Here is an 18,743-nt window from a genome sequence, read left to right as displayed (position 1 = left end):
CGTTGTGGACCAATCCTCGCCAGCCCCTCTGACGCTCGACACTTCCCGGGCGGCTCGCCAAAGAGTCTACGCGTCGGTGCCTGACGATTTGCCCACGATTGTGCATCATGGGCGATTCTATGCGGCAGGTTCCCAGTCCAGCCAGCCAGTTTTTACGCATATTCAAGGTGGTCCCGGGGAACACCATCGGTACAGCTTTGCCGACCTCGATTTGAAGGCTCGATCCATCGCAGCGGAGATTCAGTCGCGCGGAGGTTCTGGACAGCCAGTACTGATCGTGCTGGATCCGGGGATCGATTACGCAGCGGCTTTGTATGGCTGCATGTACGCGGGGGCAATCGCGGTGCCGGTTTATCCACCGCAAATGCTACGACTGCAGCACACGTTGTCGCGTCTGCAAGCCATCATTGCCAACGCTGGCGCCAAACTGATGCTTAGCAGCCGAGCCACGATTGGCGATTCGCTTGGGCCGATCTGGGGATTGGACGACAGCGCCGCAATCGCTGTCGATGAAGTCTCGGTTGACCAAGCTGGTCAGTGGAAAGAAGAAATGCCGGCGGCCGATGACGTGGCGATTTTGCAATACACGTCAGGTTCGACCGGTAATCCACAAGGCGTCGTGCTCCGGCATCGCTCGATTTTGGCCAACTTAAAAGCGCTGTTGCATCAGTTTCATTTTCCCAACGTTCGGTGTGTGCAATGGGTTCCGCCCTATCACGACATGGGGCTGGTCGGCGGCATTTTAGTTCCGGTCTACACCGGTGTTGAAACGGTGTTGTTGTCGCCGACCGATTTTGTTCGCGATCCGCTGCTGTGGTTGCGATGCATCGATCACTATCGCGGTACCAGCAATGGGGCGCCCAATTTTGGATACGAACTTTGCATTCGTAAGATCAAGGAGGCGGATTGCGAAGGCCTCGATCTGAGTTCTTGGAAAGTCGCGATTGCCGGCGCTGAACCCGTGCGCCACTCGACTTTGAAACGGTTCTGCGAAAAATTCGCACCGTTCGGTTTTGACCCCGCTGCATTTTGTCCCTCCTACGGACTAGCTGAAACCACTTTGATTGTTTCGGGGTCTCAAGTCGGGCAGCCTTTCAAAAAAGTCGATGTCGATACGTTGCAGTTGCAAAACGGTATTGTCGAAACCGAAAAGGTCGGTGAAACGCTAACGCTGGTCAGTTCCGGTGACCCGGTGTTGGGTATCGAAGTAGCGATCGTTGATCCCGATTCTCGGCAACTGGCCAAACCAGGAGCGATTGGCGAAATCTGGGTGCGCGGCGATTCCCTGGCGGATGGGTATTGGAGAGAGCCGGAGCGTACGGCGGAGTCCTTCAACGTTGGGGTCATCGGCGGACAGCACGACGACTACCTGCGAACGGGTGATTTGGGCGTGATGATTGATGGCGAACTTTTTGTCACCGGCCGACGAAAAGAATTGATAATCGTTGCTGGAAAGAACCTCTATCCGCATGACGTCGAGGAGGTCGTGCAATCGACTTCGCCGGCGTTCAAATCGGGAAGCGGAACAGCGTTTGGGGTGGAAACCAACGAGGGCGAACAGTTGGTCGTGGTGCAAGAAATTACCCGTCCAAAGCGGTTTGATCGTGAAGTGGTGCTGCGTGAAGCGGTCTCTGCCCTCGTCGAAAACTTGCAAGTCACTCCGCACGCTGTCGTGCTGGTCCGGTCGGGTTCCTTGCCGAAAACCTCCAGTGGGAAACTGCGGCGTCGCGACGTCCAGCAAGCGTTTTTGGCCGGTGATTTGCAAGAATTGCTGCGTTGGCAAAGCGGTCAGTCCAGCGAGTCCGATGATCAACCTTTTGAATCTCCGGAGACCCCCGTTGAGAAGCAGGTCGCACAGCTTTGGCTGCACCAATTGGGGGTCGCGTCGGTTGGTCGAAGCGACGACTTCTTCTCGCTTGGTGGTAGTTCGTTGCTGGTTTCACAGATGATCACCACGGTCAATGAAACCTTTGGAATCGATTTGCCGCTGCATGCAATTTTTCATCATCCCACGCTGAAAGGATTTTCGCGTTTGGTGCAGGATAGCGATCACGCTTCATCGACCAAGATTTCTCCATCAGAAATCGCCGACGATCAATTGCATCCGCTGTCGGCTGCGCAGCAGCGAATTTGGCTGCTCAGTCGATTGGAGCAGACAGACGCATTTTTAAATGTGCCAGTGTCCGTGCAGTTAAGTGGTTCGATCGATCGAACCGAATTGCAACGCGCCTTGAATGTTCTGGTTCAGCGTCATGCGGCTCTTCGCACCTCGCTGGTGGAATCAACACAAGGTCCTAAACAAGTCATTGCGAACGAGACGACGTTTGGTCTGCAATCGCTTGAGGCCGATAACGCGGCCATGCGTGAATCGTTTAGCAACGCTCCGTTTGATTTATCGCAAGCTCCCTTGATGAGGGTGGCGGTGACGACATCGGCGAACGGCGATGATCGAATCGATCTCGTCTTTCACCATGCGATTTGTGATGCGGGCAGTGTGGCGGTTTTGTTAGATGATTTGCACCGAATATTGGCGAATGAAGAACAGGATGCCCAGGCTTCTTCGCTGCGGTACGTCGACTTTGCAAGCTGGGATGGGGGCGAGGAACATGCTTCCCAGATCGAAGATTCGCTGGGCTACTGGCAAGAGCGTCTGGGGGATGTGCCTCCGGTGATCCAGCTTCCTTGTGATATGACAACCGCTTGCGCTGAATTAGATGCGCCTGTCCGGCATGCCAACATCGCCATCACTGGCCAGCATGCCAAGCGAATTCAACAGGCAGCAGCGAAGCAGGGTGTGACGCCGTCCATGGTTTTCTTGACGGCGTTCCAGACGGTACTGAGCCGGTACTGTGGCGAGAAGGATTTTGGGATTTTGATTCCATCGTCGAATCGTGCGGTGGTCGATCTGGAGCAAGTGGTTGGGTGTTATGTCAATCCGATTGTCTACCGTGCTCAAATTGATCCGCAGCAAACCCTCGTCGCCGCCCTTGCCAATACACGCGATCATTTGCTGGCTGATTTGGAACACGCCGACGTCCCGTTTCAACGTGTTGTCGAAACGATCAGCCACGATCGGTCTGCGGATCGCATGCCGCTGGCGCAGACAATGTTCTTGTATCAGCCATCACTTCAGACGATCGAATCGTTGGGGCAAGCAAAGGTGTTGTCGGTCACGCCAGACTATTCGGCGGTGACGGCATACGATTTGTCATTGATCGTTCACCCTGTTGACCAAGGATTCGAGGTCTCGTTGATCAACGGTGAACACTGTGATCACGCGACTGCGGCCCGAATCCTCGCGTCGCTGGCAGAAGTACTTGGTCAGGCCGCCAGTTGTCTTGAAAGTGATGACACCGCGTTGGAAATCGCGCAGTTAGAGCTACCAGCGGCGGACGAACGTTCGACATTGCGTCAGGCAAGCCAAGGCCCAGCAATGGACGCCGCCAACGAATGTTTGTTGAACCGACTGGAGCATTTTGCCACGACGAAACCGTCCGCGATCGCGATTCAAGACGACGAGTGTTCGCTAAGTTACGGCGATTTGGAATCGCAGAGCAACGTGATTGCGCAGGGGCTAAGAGATTCAGGCGTTACGATCGACTCTTTGGTCGGAATACGTTTGCCACGTGGGCGGGCGATGACGGTCGCGATTTTGAGCGTTTGGAAAGCAGGCGGCGGGTACGTGCCGCTAAGCGATGAACTACCCGAATCGCGACTTAATGACATGGTCGATGACGCAAATCTTTCGCTGATCATCGACAGTGAAACGTTCAGCAAGCTGCAGGAATCGGCCGGCGACAACGGCGATTCGTTACCAGCGCTCCGTTCGGATGGCTTGGCCTACGCGATTTACACGTCCGGTTCGAGCGGCAAACCCAAAGGCGTTGCGATCGAACATCGCAGCGTCGCGAACTTGTTGGCATCGTTTGCAAGCGAACTCGATTTCACTGACGCCAATTCGATGTTGGCTCTGACAACTTTGTCGTTTGATATTTCGGTGCTGGAATTGTTCTTGCCGCTGTGGTGTGGTGCGACCAGTCGGATCACGGCCTGCACCGTTGCAAGCGATCCCGATGCGGTGATCGAAACAATCCAGTCGTCCGGTGTGTCTCATGTCCAAGCCACACCGTCGACGGTTCGAATGCTGTTGTCGTCCGATTGGAAACCTCGTCAGGGTCTGGTCGTTCTTAGTGGCGGCGAGGCCCTCACGCCGGACATTGCCGCTGAACTGTTGGAGCTGGGATGCGTTCTCTGGAACGTCTACGGCCCGACGGAGACGACGGTATGGTCCGCGGTGCAGTTGATCGACGATGCAAACGATATCACCATTGGTCACCCGATAGCGAACACGCAACTGATCGTTGTCGACGATCAGATGCGTCAGACTCCGATCGGTGTCATGGGTGAACTGTGCATCGGCGGGCTCGGTCTTGCCCGTGGGTATCTCAACCGAGACGATCTGACGTCGGAAAAATTTGTTTGGGTCGATGGTCAACGACTCTATCGCACCGGCGATGTCGCGCGTCTACGTGAGGACGGTCAGCTTGATTTCCTCGCTCGCAATGACCGCCAAGTCAAGCTTCGTGGTTTTCGCATTGAGCTGGACGAGATCGAATCGGTGCTGCAGCGGCATCGCAGTGTCGAGCGAGCTGCCGTCGTTTTGGATCAGTCCAACGTTGCTAATCCCAGACTGATCGCGTTTTGCCAGCTAGGTGACGAACTGATTTCGGCTGAAGCGTTGGAATCGTTTGTAGCAATTTATCTACCTGCTTACATGATTCCGGTGGTGACATTTGTTCACTCTATGCCGCGCAGTCCGGCCGGAAAAACAAACTACGCAGCGTTATCATTCGACTCCCCTAAATGGCAGACTAACCTGGAGTCAGACGCTCCTAAAACGCCGCTTGAATCGAGTTTGGCGGAGGTTTGGTGCGACGTGCTGAGCTGCGAGAAAGTCGGTCGCAACGACAACTTTTTTCACATGGGTGGAAATTCGTTGCTCGCTGCACAGTTGTTTGCCCGTTTGCGTGAACGGTTTAAGATGGATCTGCCGCTTCGCGAAGTCTATCAGCGTCCTACAATTGCTTCCCTGTCCGAACTGATCGTCCAACGACAATCATTACAGCAACCAAACGAATTTAACGAATTGCTGGATCAGATCGAAACGCTCTCAGACGAAGAGGCTCTCCGGATCCTTGGACGAAAACTTGGTTCCGATGATGTTTAGACCTTCCTGTGCACCAGCCTGATTTTACCTACCGCGAGAAACACAATGGACATGATCGAAAAGGATCGTGAAGTCGACTACGTGATCATCGGTGCCGGGCCGGCCGGGTTGCAACTGGGGTACTTCATGGAGCGAGCCGGCAACGACTACGTTGTCCTGGAATCTCGTGACCGCCCCGGCACAGCGTTTGAACTGTATCCTCGGCACGACAAACTGCTTTCGATCAATAAGGTCCACACGGGATACACCGAACGCGAAGCGCAACTGCGGTACGATTGGAATTCGTTGCTGTGCGACGACGATGAGTTTGCCTTTACAAAGTACTCCAAAGAGTATTTCCCGAGCGCGAAACGATACGCTCAGTACTTGTGCGACTTTGCTGAGAAGTTCGACCTAAATATTCAGTACAACACGTCAGTCCAAAGTGTTCATCCTGATCCGGTCTCCAAGGGGGCGTATGTGGTTCGCGATGCCAACGGCAACCAATTGCGCACACGTTGTTTGATTGTTGCCACAGGCATCCCGAAGCCCTACATTCCCGAAATACCCGGGATCGAACTCAGCGAAAACTACGAGACGATGTCGATTGATCCGGATGATTTTGCCGGACAACGTGTCTTGATTTTGGGGAAAGGGAACTCAGCTTTCGAAACGGCAAACCACCTGATAGCCGCCACGCGCGTGACCCACCTCTGTAGTCCTAACTCCATCAAGATGGCTTGGCAGACGCACTTCTTTGGGCACCTTCGCGCAGTCAATAATGACTTTTTGGACACCTACATTCTGAAAGGTCAGAATTCAGTCTTAGATGCCAACGTCAACAAGATTGAAAAAGTTGACGGCGAGTATCGCGTTTCGATCACGTTTACTCATGCCGAAGGCCAAAGCGGAGTGTTGGCGTACGATCGAGTCCTCTGTTGCACGGGATTCAGCTGGGATGCCAGTTTCTTTGGCGATGGATGTCAGCCAGCATTGGCCTGCGAAGACCGTCTTCCCGCGATGACCAGCGCATGGGAATCGACGAATTTGCCCGGCGTCTTTTATGCCGGAACAATCACGCAGATTCGCGACCTTAAAAAGACCATGTCTAGCGTGCTGCACGGTTTTCGTTTCAATATCAAGAGTCTGTTTAACCTGTTGACCGAACGGTACCAGGAAAAGCCTTGGGTCCATCAGACTTTGGAAGCAGACGCCGAAACGATTGCCGAAAAGATTACCGATCGGGTCAGTTCGGCCGCAGGTTTGATGCACCAGCCCGGTTTTTTGGGGGACTGTTTGGTCGTCGACGAAAAGACTGGCAAGGCAAAGTATTACGAAACCATCGCTGTCGACTACATCATTGATTGCAGTTTTTCCGACAATGATCACTACTACATTATCACGATGGAGTATGGCGATTTTGACGGGAATTTGTTCAGTCTTGAACGGGAGCCGCATCCCGATAAGGCGTACGACGATGCTTACTTGCATCCACGGATTCGCCGCATGTTCCGTGGGCAATTCGTTGACGAACACCATATCTCTGAATCACTCGAAAACGACTGGCGAGTCGGCAAACATCCTGGTGAACGGCCGTTGATTCGCGAATTGGATTTTGTCGGTCAAGATGATCCAACGAAGTACCAGCACACTCACCGCAACCAGTTTGTGAAATTTCTGCAACAGCATCTGTCCGCAGGGTCTACGCGTCTGATCAATGATCCCGAGCGTTCGGGTGACAGTGCTGAAAAGTGGATTCGAGGCAACTACGCGAGTCATCTATGTCCGACCTCGAAGCACGTTTAAGCGGCCTCTCGCCGGCTAAGCGAGCTCTGCTAGAGAAGTTGTTGCTTGAGAAATCCGGCGGCGGCGCTGGCACGACGATTCCTCGGCAGGATCCCGGTAGCGTCACCTCGCTTTCGCACGCCGAAAAACGTTTGTGGTTCGTCGATCAGCTTGAGCGAGACGATCCGTTCTACAACATGCCGTTGGCGGCAAAACTGAGTGGGCCGCTCGATCGCGCCGCGTTTGAGGAAGCAATCTCGCGGGTTGTTTGCAGGCACCAGACGCTGCGGACAACCTATCACTTGGTCGACGGACAACCTCAGCGTGTGGTTCATGACCGCGTCGAAATTGTGCCGTTGTGGATCGATTTTCGGTATACGGCCGAGTCACACGATCAACTAGATGATCGGCTGAGAGCTGCGTCACGACAGACGTTTGATTTGGAAACAGGGCCTCTCCTTCGAGTCGTCGTGTATCAAGTCGGCGCGCAAGAACACATCTTGCTATTGGTCATGCACCACATCGTTTCAGATGGTTGGTCCATGATCGTCATGCTGCGAGAGCTAACAGCTGCCTACGATGCCGCTTGCCGCAAAGAGACGCCTGCTTTAACGCCCCTGCCAATTCAGTACGCTGATTTTGCGCATTGGCAAAGCGATCGTTTGACAGATTCTGCGCTCGACAAGCAGCTTGCGTTTTGGCGCAATCAACTTTCTGATGCGACGGACGTGCTGGACCTACCGACGGATCGGCCCCGCCCCGCCGTGCAGGACTTCGTTGGCAAAACGGTGCCACTGGAATTCACGGCCGAATTAACGACCGCGATTAACGATCTGGCTCGAAAACGAAACACCACGCCGTTCGTCGTTCTGCTCGCCGCCGAAGCACTCTTGCTGGGACGCTATTCGCGCCAGGATGACTTGGTCCTGGGAACGGCTTCGGCCGGGCGGTCGCAAGCCGAAACGGAATCCTTGATCGGGTTCTTCGTCAATACGCTTGCCCTACGGGTTAACCTCGACAGCACGTTGACGTTTGAGCAACTGGTGGATCAAGTTCATGCGACGGTGATCGCAGCCCACGAAAACGAAGATGTTCCGTTTGAACGCCTGGTCAATCAGCTTGCGTCGGGCCGTGATCGTAGTTATTCACCGATCTTTCAAGCCGCGATGGTCTTACAGAACTTGCCTCGCGATTTCAGCTCCGGTGAAAGCATCGCTGTTCAACCGATTGCGGTGGACAACGGAACAGCCAAGTACGATCTGACGTTTTTCCTCTGGCAGGAGGAGTCGCGGCTAACCGGTCATGTGGAATATCGCACAATGCTCTTCGAACAATCGACGATTGAGCGTTTGATCGATTCCTATCAAACGTTGCTATCTGCTGCCGTCGGAGAACCAGACACCGCGATTCAAACGTTGCCGATGATTTCGACTTGCGAACGTAAGCGATTGGTTGACGAGATCGGCACCACGACGCACGCGGGAACCACTGCAAACCAACCGCCGACGTTGTTGCATCAGCTCTTTCAGCGTCACGTTGACGAACAGCCGGACCTAGTTGCGGTGGTGCACAATGAAGAACGCATTACCTACCGCCAGCTTGATACGCGTGCCAACCAGATTGCAGCGGCATTGATGCAGCGTAACGTTATAAGCGAATCGGCGGTCGTCATTGCACTTCCACGATCCATTGACTTGATTGTTTCGTTTCTGGCTGTTTTGAAAGCCGGCGGAGCATTCGTGCCGGTCGACCCGTCCTACCCGCCACAGCGTATCGCTTCGATTTGTGACGAAACCGACGCCGTGATCAAGATCGACGCACCGACGTTTAGTGAACTACTGCAAAAGTCGAAGGCACTCGTATTCGATCCGCCCACGATTGCCCCGAGCGACTTGGCCTACATGATTTTTACGTCGGGATCGTCTGGGGCAGCGAAAGGCGTGCAGATTGAGCATGCTTCGATCGTCAATTTTGTTTTGGCCCAGATTGATCGCATGGGGGTAGTGCCAGGTGATCGAGTTGGGTTCAGCTTTTCGCCGGCGTTTGATGGAGCTCTCTCGGAGATCTTTCTCGCGTTGGGCAGCGGGGCGACATGCGTGGTGAATGACGCAGCTGTGATGAGCGATCCGTCGCAACTGACGGCGCATTTCAATCGGCACGCTATTTCGGTGGCGAAGTTTGCGCCGGCACAGTTGGCGATGCTAAATGAAAATCAATTTGATTTGTTGAAAGTGGTCGCGTCGGCGGGGGACAAGCTGACGGGCGAACTTGCAAGCCGTTGGGCGGTTGGGGAACGCCGGTTTTTCAATGGTTACGGTCCGACAGAAGTGGCTGTGGGCTGCAGCATGATGGAAGTCGAACGCGGCGAAACCATGCGGCCGCCGATCGGACGGCCTATGAACAACATGCGGATTTATGTTCTGGATGGGGAACAGCAGCTTGTGCCGGTCGGAGCCAAGGGCGAAATCTATGTCGGTGGCCCGGGAGTCGCGCGAGGGTATTTGAAGCGGCCAGAATTAACGCAAGAGTCGTTCTTGAGCGATCCGTTTTCGCAAGTTCCTGGCGGGCGGATGTATCGCACCGGAGACTTGGGACGGTGGCGGCACGACGGGATGCTGGAGTTCATCGGGCGCGTGGATGACCAAATAAGCTTGCGCGGTTTCCGAATCGAACCGGGCGAGATTGCCGCTGTGCTGGAGACCTGCGATGACGTGCAGCAGGCCGTCGTCGTTCAACGCAACGACGGCGACCAGAATCAATTGGTTGCGTATGTCGTTCCCGCGAAAGAAGACGCCGGCGTCGACAGTGCTTTGGAATCCCAGCACGTGTCGGGATGGTCGGATCTGTTTCAGCAAGCACACCGAGCAGCACCAGTGGTGTTGAATCCCGATTTTAATATCTCTGGCTGGACCAGTACGTACACCAACAAGCCGATCCCTGAGATCGAGATGCGGTCTTGGGCAGAGAGCGCAGTGAGCCGTATCAAATCGCTCCGTCCAAAGAACGTGTTGGAGATCGGTTGTGGAACAGGTCTCTTGTTGTTGCAGATCGCCGAAGAATGCAAATCTTACGTTGGCACCGATCTTCTGCAATCGTCGTTGGATAACATCGAACACGCACTTCGCAAACGACCCGAAGTTGCGAAGAAGGTCGCTTTGCACAGGCAATTGGCCGATCGTTTTGATGCCGTTGCCGGCCAGACCTTTGACACGATCGTTTTGAATTCAGTGGTGCAGTATTTTCCGAGTGCCGACTATTTTTTGCGAGTCTTGCAGGGCGCCCTCGACCACCTTGCTCCCGGTGGTTCAATCTTCCTGGGTGACATTCGGAACTACTGCCTTCAGCAGCAATTGGCAACATCGATCGAATTGTTCAACGCGCCCAACGACCTGCCCGTTGACCGTCTGAAGAATCAAATTCAAACTCGAATCGAACACGAAGAAGAACTGCTTTTGGCGCCCAGCCTTTTTCACCAGCTTGCCAACAGCCTTCCAAAACTAACGGGCGTTCGGGTGTTGCTGAAGAACACCGACGCAGTGAATGAACTGGCGAATTATCGCTACGACGTCATTTTAACGACCGAAGCAGTGCCTGCCGACGAAGAAGTCGCCAGCGTTGGTCGAAACGCGGTTGAACTGGATACGGGTTGTTCACCCGATGACTTGGCCAATCAGATTCGGATTGCGGGTCAAGCTGGTGTGGTCGTGCGTGGGATTCTAAATCCGCGCGTGGCCGCCGATTGCCTGGCGACCGAGTTGCTCAATCGTGACCAAACGATTCAATCCGCTGGCGAGCTTCGCAAGCGATCTGCTGGCCATGCAAACAGTGTTGATCCCAATGAATACTATCGCGCAGTAGCTGGCACGAACGATCACGTCGATTGTTGCTGGAACAATGATCACGCCGAACGATACGACGTACTGGCATCGGTGGGGACAGTTGGGCATCGGCAAATTGCTTCCGAAGTACGCGACCTGGCCAAGATCGACATTGCATCACAAGCCAATCAACCGTTGGGTGGACGCATTCATCGCGAACTGACTCAGAAATTGCGTGACGAACTGCGAGAACAGTTACCTGCGTTCATGGTTCCGGCAGCTTTTGTCGTGATGGATGAACTACCAAGAACGATCAATGGAAAGATCGACAAGAAGGCGTTGCCGGCGCCAGTGGGCCGGCCGGCTTGGGCGGGCAATTTTGTCGGGCCGCGTAACGAAACGGAACAGGCGGTTGCGGAAATCTGGGAAGACCTTTTGGACGTGCGTCCCATCGGCGTCAAGGATGATTTCTTTGAACTTGGCGGTCACAGTATGTTGGCGGTCCGGATGATCGCGGAGATCGACAAATCGCTCGGGCGACAGCTTCCGCTCGGAGCATTGTTTCAAGATTCCACCGTGGCGCACTTGGCGGATCTGATCGACCAAGGAGATTCGGCATCGAAGACAGGGACTCTGGTCGCTCTGCGAAAGGCCGATTCGGGTACGCCGCTGTTTTGCATTCACCCGGCTGGCGGAACCGTGTTTTGTTATTTGGAACTCGCCAAGGCACTGAATGTCGCGCGGCCAGTCTACGGGCTGCAGGCTCAAGGCATTGATGGAATTCACCCGCCACACGATACCTTGTTGGAAATGGCAACGTTTTACTGCGAAGCGATTCGGGAACAATGCGGCGACGGACCGGTTCACATCGCAGGATGGTCACTGGGCGGGAATATTGCTTACGAAGTCGCACGGCAATTGAAGTTGGCTGGCAGTCAAGTCGAAGTCGTGGCGCTGTTGGATTCGGGGCTGCTGTCGCCGGACACCGAGTTGTCAGAAGAGGATTTTTTGCCGCTCTTGGGGGCGTTGTTCCCCGGGGCGATGAACGTCCCGTTGGAAGAATTGCGACAGAAAGATCCCGCCGACCAATTGCAGTTTTTCGTCGAACGAGCCGCGACGGCGGGCATCGTGCCAACCAAGGAATTCGATCGAGCTGGGAATGTCTTAGGTGTGTTTCAGTCGAATGTGAAAGCCGTGCATCAGTACGAAGCATCTAAGTACGATGGTGACGTGCACTTGTTTCGTCCCAACGAACAGTCAAAGACGGGGGATTTGTTCGACGATCCGGTTCTGGGTTGGCAACAATTTGTCCGGCAAGTTCACACGATCAATGTTCCTGGCGATCACGCTCACATGCTGCAATCGCCTGCGGTCGAATCCCTTGCAGCGGAACTTGATCGCGTCATGCGTTAAGATCGGTGGGGCAATGTGCCAATCCCTGCCTTCTTTTTGATCCAAGTGATGACAGAGCGAACATCGCTGAGCCGATTTTCGATTCGCGATTTGCTGATTTTGATCACGGTCGCGGCGGTCGTGCTAGCACTCTTGCTGCCGAAGATCTTGCGTGCCCGTGAGCGAGCGCGAAAATCAATGTGTGCTGGCCGGTTGAGTTACATCACGCTCGCAGTGCATAACTTTCATTCGACGCACAAGCGAATGCCGCAAGCAATGGGAGCCACTCTCCTTGGAATTTCAGATCGTCGAAGCGGGGTGGTCGAGCTGTTGCCTTATCTTGATCAGCAAGAACTTCACCAATCAATCAGCCAAGTGTTGATTATCGATGGTGTTAGATTTGCAGCAGGCGGATCTGTTCCTTGGGACAAAAGTTATCTTCCCTGGCAAGTCCAGTTGGCCACTCTGCGATGCCCGAGCGATGCTTCGCAAGAAGGAACGTTTGCTTCGGTGAACTATGTTTTCTCTGTGGGGGACTTGGTAACAAATTTGCACTCACCAGTATCAAAGGACAATGTGCGTGGCGCGTTTGCGCCGGGTCACGCGATTCGGTTCCGTGAAATCTTGGATGGTTTGTCCAATACGATAATGATGTTGGAAACGGCGACAAAGCGAGGTCATTCGATCGCCGGTCAGTTCGTGGTTGATGTGCCCATCGAAAAAATGCAGGCTCCCCAAGACTGTTTTCAGTTTGTCGATCCAGCACGGAGCGATCGATATTTTAAGAAAACTCGCCTGAGTGATTTGGGCCGGGGAGGAAATTGGGCTGATGGTGCTGGCGGATATTCCTTAGGGCACACAATTCTTCCACCAAACAGTTCAAGCGTCGCGATCGAAGGCACCGCTGCGGTTGACGGGATCTTTAGCGCGTCCAGTCGGCATCTGGACGGGTGCCATGCTGCAATGTGCGACGGAGCAGTCGTCTTTTTTTCTGATTCGATCGAATCTGGTGATCTCGGCAGCGAACCGCCGAGTGCGATTACCGATTCCGACGGGAACTACATCAGAAGCCCCTACGGACTTTGGGGGATTTTGGGGACACGGGCCAGTCGTGAAACGATCGAAGAGCGGCTGAGCCACTGATTGGTTGGCACTGGTAAGTCGCCCGGGTAGATCGCACGGATCGATTTGGGCTGGTCCAATTGCACTGGTTAGCGCGCTAAGACTCCGGAATCCAAAGCGTCGAAGCTTTTTGCTGGCCGTGATCTTGCCCACGTCGATTGGGTTCCGAATTACATCGACGTGCTTTGATGCGAACGTACGGCGCTACGAAGGCGGCTCGGTCCGCAAACGAGTTGGCATCAGCATTTCGCTTGGCGTGCATCGGTTCGACCAAGTCTTCGATTGCGAATCCCGCGCGGCACATCCCGCCAACCAGTTGTTCCCACCGATGCAGAAACTCCACGGCGCCTTGCTCGCGGAGACGTCGGGTGTTGCGGTTTTGGACACTTGGAGGCGGTACCGGCGTGTCGCGGTAGTACGCGTGTTGCAGTTCGTAGCCGTTAGCGTTGCGTTCCATCGACGCTTGTAAATTGGTCGGCTGCTTGTGTTGGCTGATGTACAGACCGCCTGGTCGAAGCACTCGAGCGACTTCGGCAAACACCGGGCGGACATCGGAGACGTAGCAGGTGCTCACTGGGTGGATCACCAAGTCGAACTCCCGATCACGAAGACCGGCAAGATCGTCCATCGATGTCTCAAGCAAACGCAGCGAGTAGCCTCGTTCCTTCGCGACTTGACGATCTAGTTCCAACATTGCACCGCTCAGGTCGACGACGGTGACGTCTGCTCCAGCGGCTGCGTATAAGGAACTTTGCCGCCCGCCTCCGGCCGCCAAACAGAGTACACGTTGGCCCGCGATTGAATCGCCCAGCCAGCCACCTGCGTCGACGGTGATCAACGGTTGGGACAGCTCGTCGTCCTTGGCTGGGCGACACAGCGGGTCGTTGGCGGCTGCCATTGCATCGTAGACGCGCCGATTGGTTCGTAGGATCTCGTCTCGGTGCACGGGCCGTACTTTCGATGGTGTCTGGGTGATCTTGGTCGCAAAGGATGCCACTGGCTGGCAAAGTCGCGGCTGGGGCTACCGCCACGCAGCTGTACGAAAATAGAGTAGATGCGGTGGGGTGGCAGAGCCCAGATAGGGAGTTTCACGCACGGTTTCCCGTAAAAAAAGCCTTCAAAACGTGCTTTTTCGCCGTTTCGAGGCCTGATCAAGTGCTAGCTGGGAACTTTGGCCCTCGCGAACGCATCGGATCGTTATCGCCCAGCACTTGCGCTGTTCGATATCGAGGTATTATGGAGTTTGCTGTCCCGATCAGTTTGTCGGGTGCCGATGGACTGGCATTGAGCAAATCCAACCTGTTAGGACTCGATACCGATTTGGCGTAGAGAGACGTTACCACACGCGGCAATCGTATTGATACGACTCCGCCTTGGCCGCCTGACGCGGCAAAGCAGTATTTTGAGCCATGCCAATTCCACGCGAACTCCTCGACCAATTGCTAAGCGGATATCTGGATGATGTCCTTAGCGATGACGAAAAAAGTCGCCTCGAGCAACTTCTCAACGACGACTTGGACGTCGCGGCCGAGCTAGAAGATCTACGGCGTATTCGTGGATCACTCCGTCAAATTTGTCGATCCGATGCGGGGGTTCGGTTGGATGACGGGTTTGCCGAAAGAGTGATGGGCGCAGCGGTCGCCCAAGCCAGCGCCGAAGGACTTGGCGAAGACCATCCACTCATCAAATTGGCTGAACATCCCAATACGCCGCAGTTAGCAAAACAAATGCCGATCGGCAAAATTGCCGGTGCACTGATTGCTTTGGCTGCTTCGATCGCGATTGGAATCGTCATGCTACGGCCTCCCCAGCAGCCGATAGGTGTGATGGGCGGCGAGTTAGCCAAAGCGTCTCCGCAGGGAGAAATGAATCGGTCGGATGAGCTGGTGGCACCCGAAGTGGTCAATCCAGCGATCGTCAATCCAGCGACAGAAATTGAGCCCGAGGCATTGATCGCGGTTGCCGACACAGTAGTGGATTCGCTGGATCCGGAAATTGGATTGGACCCATCGAAAACAGGCGAAACGGTTGCCGTAGAAAAAGCACCCGAGCCGATGCGTGCCGGTGCAGCGACGCCGTCCGTGGACGCGATCGCTAGCAGTCCCGCGAATGCAGAGTCGGTGGAACCGTTGAAGTCACCGAAGATGCCGACCGAAGCCGAGGCAGCCAAACTGCTGGGCAAATCGAACGTGCTGACGTTTCTTGTCAAACGAACTGAACAGGGACGCCAATCGCGTACTGTTCGCAATGCACTGCGTGGTGCAGGGATCAAACCGGTTCAAGAGAAAACGCTCAGCGATGGGCTGGTGGGGGCTGTTTCGGATTCGCTGGAAGGCGATGAACAAGCGGCAACCGGGACGCAATTGTTGTACTTGGAGCTTCCGGCAAAGAAGGTCGATGTGTTCTTTGATGCTCTTGTCGCTGACAAAGACGGGATAGAATCTGTTGGCTTGAAGATGATCGCGACACCGGCGGAACGACGAATCGTTCGGTCGCTTAGTCCTGATGCGGTGCGTGCGATTCGCCACGATCAGTCTTGGCTGCTGCAGGGTGCTGTAGCCGATCAAGTCGCAAATGAATTGGCGTCCGACAAGACGTTTATGCCGATGCGAGGCACAGGACGCATTCCGTTGACATCGATGCTGGACACTGATGGTCCTGATCAAATGTCACGCCTACTGATTCTGATTCAGTAGGCCACTGAGTTCCATCAGTGCTGCGGGCGAAGCCCGCTGAACAGGTCGACGGTTTCTAGCGACACCGCAGAATCTAATCTTCACCGCGTGGACCGACCGTCTCTTTTCACGCAGAGCTTCACCGGACGATCTCAATTCCGGTCCTGTGTTTCCGGCATTAAAACGTGGCCTCGAAAAGGAGCTACAGGCAATTAAGTTTCACGCAGCCGTTAACAACGCTCATTCAAAACCTGTCGCCCCGTTTCGGGCCACGATTGTCGATCAAATTCGCTTCTCCAGGTATTCCTTGCGTGGACGCCTGAGCATTTGATCGGCGGCTAGTCTCTGCGATACTCTAGTTCCCTCGGGTGGTCATGCCACCCTGTTCTGAACAATCTGCAGAGTTTTTCGAAGTGCTGCTCCACTGGCTCGCAATCCTTGCACTTCTTTGGGCCATAGATCAATCTCTAAGTGATCGACGATTCCTTTTCGGCCGACGACAGACGGCACCGACAGAGCGACGTCGCGAATGCCGTAGCAGCCGTTGATTACGCTGCTGACGGGCAGGATGCACTGTTGATCAAGTGCAATCGCTTCGATTACGTCGCGAATCGCGATTCCGACCGCGAAACCGGCACCGCCTTTGCGTTTGATGACTTCAGCACCACTGCCGCGAGTCCGCGTGAAAAGTTGATTCTGCATTCCCGTGTTCCAGCCAGGGAATTTATCTAACGGCAATCCGGCCACTGTCGCACTGCTCCAAATCGGAACCATGGACTCGCCGTGTTCGCCTAGGATGAGTGCTTTGACCTGCGTTGGTGCGGCATTGAGCTGCTGTGCGATCAACGAGCGGAAACGAATCGTATCAAGCTGTGTGCCCAGTCCCAGGACCTGATGCTTCGGCAGGCCCAGCTTTTGAGCGGCCAAGTACGTCAGGATGTCGACCGGATTGCTGACGACCAAGACGATCGCTGATTGCTTGGGGCCGGCTGCTTTGACATCGTTCAAGATTTGCATGAACAAGTCGGTATTGCGATTGATCAGATCCAGTCGCGATTCGTCGGGCTTGCGACGCAAACCAGCAGTAATACAGATCACATCGCTGTCCGGGATGTGTTCGTAGCCGCCGCCACTGATAACTTGATCAGCAACGCTTGGCCCGCCGTGCAGCATGTCGAGTGCCTGGCCGACGGCCATTTCTTGGTTGACATCCAGCAAAGCGATTTCGCGAACGATGCCGCCACACTGAAGAGCAAAGCCGGCGCAAGAACCGACCAGTCCACCGCCGCCGATGATTGAAACTTTCATGATGTGTCTCTGGTACTTGTGAGCCGACGGCGTTCGCCGCAGGCCATGTGGTTGGGGGGATGCCGAAAAGGCCCGTGGCTAGCGCCAGCGGCTCAGATCAGCTTCTACTTACGACTTCATCTGCCGCATGACTTCGTCGGTGATCATTTTGACTAATTGCTCTTCGCTAACGCCTGCTGGCATTCCGGCAGGGTCTGCTCCCGCCGATGCGGCAGAAGGCGAGTTTGCAGCGGGTGGCGCGGCAAACGCGCGACGTTGTACGCCGGATTCTTCCCATGTTTCGCGGAAGATATCGTTGGCACAGATGTCACAGTCTTTGTAGTCTTCGGTGTTACGTGGATCCTTGTAGCCCCACTTGTCTTTCAGGTCCAACAGTTCCTGCGATTTCTCTTGGCTCAAGAACGACACGTTGCCGAGCTGTTTAGCCAGCATCAACATACGACAGTACGAATCCAAAATTTCCGTCCACCAATAAGCTTGCTCGACGGTCTCGCCGTAGCTGACGGTACCGTGGTTGGCCAAGATCATCACGTTCGTTTTCTTGACGAACGGAATGATGGTGTCGGCAAACTCTTGTCCGCCTGGAGTTTCGTACTTCGTGATCGGCACATCGCCCAAGAACACTTCGACTTCAGGCAAAATGCACTGTGGGATCGGCTCGCGAGCGATCGCAAATGCCGTGGCGTGTGGCGGGTGACAGTGAACAACGCTGCGGATGTCTTCGCGTTGGCGATAGATCTCCAAGTGCAGCAGTGCTTCGCTGGAACGCTTTTTACGACCGGCGAGTTGCTTGCCCGTCATATCCACCAGTGAAATGTCATCCGGCTTCAAGAAACCTTTGCAATGCAATGTCGGCGTGCAAAGGACTTCGTTTTCGCTGACGCGGACCGTGATGTTGCCATCGTTGGCAGCGGCGAATTGACGGTTGTAGATGCGACGACCGATGTCGCACATGTCTTGTTTGATCTTGTGAAGGTTTTGCATTTGACAGTTCCGAGGGTGCTAAAGCTGTGTTTTGGTTTGTCGTGTTCTGAGCCGCTGGCGCTAGCCACGGGCCTTTGCGATTACTGGCGTTTCGTTGAATCGGTTAAGCGTGCTGAGCAAGGCCCGTGGCTAGCGCCAGCGGCTCACTATTGGGGTGGTAAAGTTCTTCTTATTCCAAATTCACGTTGTCCAACAACGCGACGATGGAGGCATCGAGTGGTTTCACGTCCGGGCGAAACGGTTGTGCTGCTTCGGGGCCTTCGGCCAAAGCCACTAGGTCGCCGATTCCGGTGCCGCAAAGATCCCAGGCAACGACTAGGTCGCCACCGAGTGGTTGGGTATCGATGCGGTCCACGGAATCAACAATCTCTACACACCGCAGCTTGGCTGCTGCCAATGCCGGATGCGAGCGCGAAAGGGTGACGGTTCCAATGGTTCGGGCCAGTTTCATAA

Annotated in this window: 9 protein-coding genes; 5 read left to right on the top strand and 4 right to left on the bottom strand. The window is 54.8% G+C overall.

What is annotated here, in order from left to right:
• The first annotated feature begins 4 nt into the window (after positions 1 to 4).
• The 4 genes from K239x_RS24500 to K239x_RS24485 are packed head-to-tail and all read left to right on the top strand — an operon-like array spanning position 5 to position 13,344.
• Positions 5 to 5,227, top strand: a complete 5,223-nt coding sequence (locus K239x_RS24500) for an amino acid adenylation domain-containing protein (RefSeq protein ID WP_419189351.1) — start codon at positions 5 to 7, stop codon at positions 5,225 to 5,227.
• A 45-nt stretch (positions 5,228 to 5,272) separates the two neighbouring features.
• Positions 5,273 to 7,012, top strand: coding sequence for an NAD(P)-binding domain-containing protein (locus K239x_RS24495; RefSeq protein WP_145420953.1), 1,740 nt, complete (start codon positions 5,273 to 5,275; stop codon positions 7,010 to 7,012).
• Positions 6,988 to 12,222, top strand: coding sequence for a non-ribosomal peptide synthetase (locus K239x_RS24490; RefSeq protein WP_145420952.1), 5,235 nt, complete (start codon positions 6,988 to 6,990; stop codon positions 12,220 to 12,222). Before K239x_RS24495 ends, K239x_RS24490 begins: the two co-directional genes overlap by 25 nt.
• A 48-nt stretch (positions 12,223 to 12,270) precedes the next feature.
• On the top strand, positions 12,271 to 13,344 hold the full coding sequence (locus K239x_RS24485) for a DUF1559 domain-containing protein (protein WP_145420951.1): 1,074 nt from the start codon (positions 12,271 to 12,273) through the stop codon (positions 13,342 to 13,344).
• 76 nt (positions 13,345 to 13,420) lie between these two features.
• Here the strand turns inward: K239x_RS24485 and K239x_RS24480 are convergent, their stop codons facing one another.
• Positions 13,421 to 14,221, bottom strand: a complete 801-nt coding sequence (locus K239x_RS24480; protein ID WP_145422552.1) for a class I SAM-dependent methyltransferase — start codon at positions 14,219 to 14,221, stop codon at positions 13,421 to 13,423.
• 511 nt (positions 14,222 to 14,732) lie between these two features.
• On the opposite strand from K239x_RS24480, the gene K239x_RS24475 reads away from it, so the two are divergent.
• Positions 14,733 to 16,019 carry an anti-sigma factor family protein gene (locus K239x_RS24475; RefSeq protein WP_145420950.1) on the top strand — a complete coding sequence of 429 codons (1,287 nt, stop codon included), beginning with the start codon at positions 14,733 to 14,735 and terminating at the stop codon, positions 16,017 to 16,019.
• 351 nt (positions 16,020 to 16,370) lie between these two features.
• Here the strand turns inward: K239x_RS24475 and K239x_RS24470 are convergent, their stop codons facing one another.
• From K239x_RS24470 to K239x_RS24460, 3 genes are all read right to left on the bottom strand, one after another.
• On the bottom strand, positions 16,371 to 17,306 hold the full coding sequence (locus tag K239x_RS24470; protein WP_145420949.1) for a lactate/malate dehydrogenase family protein: 936 nt from the start codon (positions 17,304 to 17,306) through the stop codon (positions 16,371 to 16,373).
• 108 nt (positions 17,307 to 17,414) lie between these two features.
• On the bottom strand, positions 17,415 to 18,290 hold the full coding sequence (locus tag K239x_RS24465; protein ID WP_145420948.1) for a class II aldolase/adducin family protein: 876 nt from the start codon (positions 18,288 to 18,290) through the stop codon (positions 17,415 to 17,417).
• A gap of 169 nt (positions 18,291 to 18,459) precedes the next feature.
• Complete coding sequence (locus K239x_RS24460) at positions 18,460 to 18,741, bottom strand: EutN/CcmL family microcompartment protein (protein WP_145420947.1); 282 nt, start codon at positions 18,739 to 18,741, stop codon at positions 18,460 to 18,462.
• Positions 18,742 to 18,743: the final 2 nt, after the last annotated feature.

The sequence above is a fragment of the Stieleria marina genome, assembly GCA_007741555.1.
In the GTDB taxonomy this organism is placed as follows: domain Bacteria; phylum Planctomycetota; class Planctomycetia; order Pirellulales; family Pirellulaceae; genus K23-9.
The sequence above is the reverse complement of the archived record's forward strand: the minus strand, read 5'-3'. Positions and strand labels throughout refer to the sequence as shown.

What these genes read in the sequence shown, in the direction of transcription:
- K239x_RS24465 (WP_145420948.1), bottom strand. Translation starts at nt 18,290, where the DNA reads ATGCAAAACCTTCACAAGATCAAACAAGACATGTGCGACATCGGTCGT.
- K239x_RS24480 (WP_145422552.1), bottom strand. Translation starts at nt 14,221, where the DNA reads ATGGCAGCCGCCAACGACCCGCTGTGTCGCCCAGCCAAGGACGACGAG.
- K239x_RS24495 (WP_145420953.1), top strand. Translation starts at nt 5,273, where the DNA reads ATGGACATGATCGAAAAGGATCGTGAAGTCGACTACGTGATCATCGGT.
- K239x_RS24490 (WP_145420952.1), top strand. Translation starts at nt 6,988, where the DNA reads ATGTCCGACCTCGAAGCACGTTTAAGCGGCCTCTCGCCGGCTAAGCGA.
- K239x_RS24470 (WP_145420949.1), bottom strand. Translation starts at nt 17,306, where the DNA reads ATGAAAGTTTCAATCATCGGCGGCGGTGGACTGGTCGGTTCTTGCGCC.
- K239x_RS24475 (WP_145420950.1), top strand. Translation starts at nt 14,733, where the DNA reads ATGCCAATTCCACGCGAACTCCTCGACCAATTGCTAAGCGGATATCTG.
- K239x_RS24485 (WP_145420951.1), top strand. Translation starts at nt 12,271, where the DNA reads ATGACAGAGCGAACATCGCTGAGCCGATTTTCGATTCGCGATTTGCTG.
- K239x_RS24460 (WP_145420947.1), bottom strand. Translation starts at nt 18,741, where the DNA reads ATGAAACTGGCCCGAACCATTGGAACCGTCACCCTTTCGCGCTCGCAT.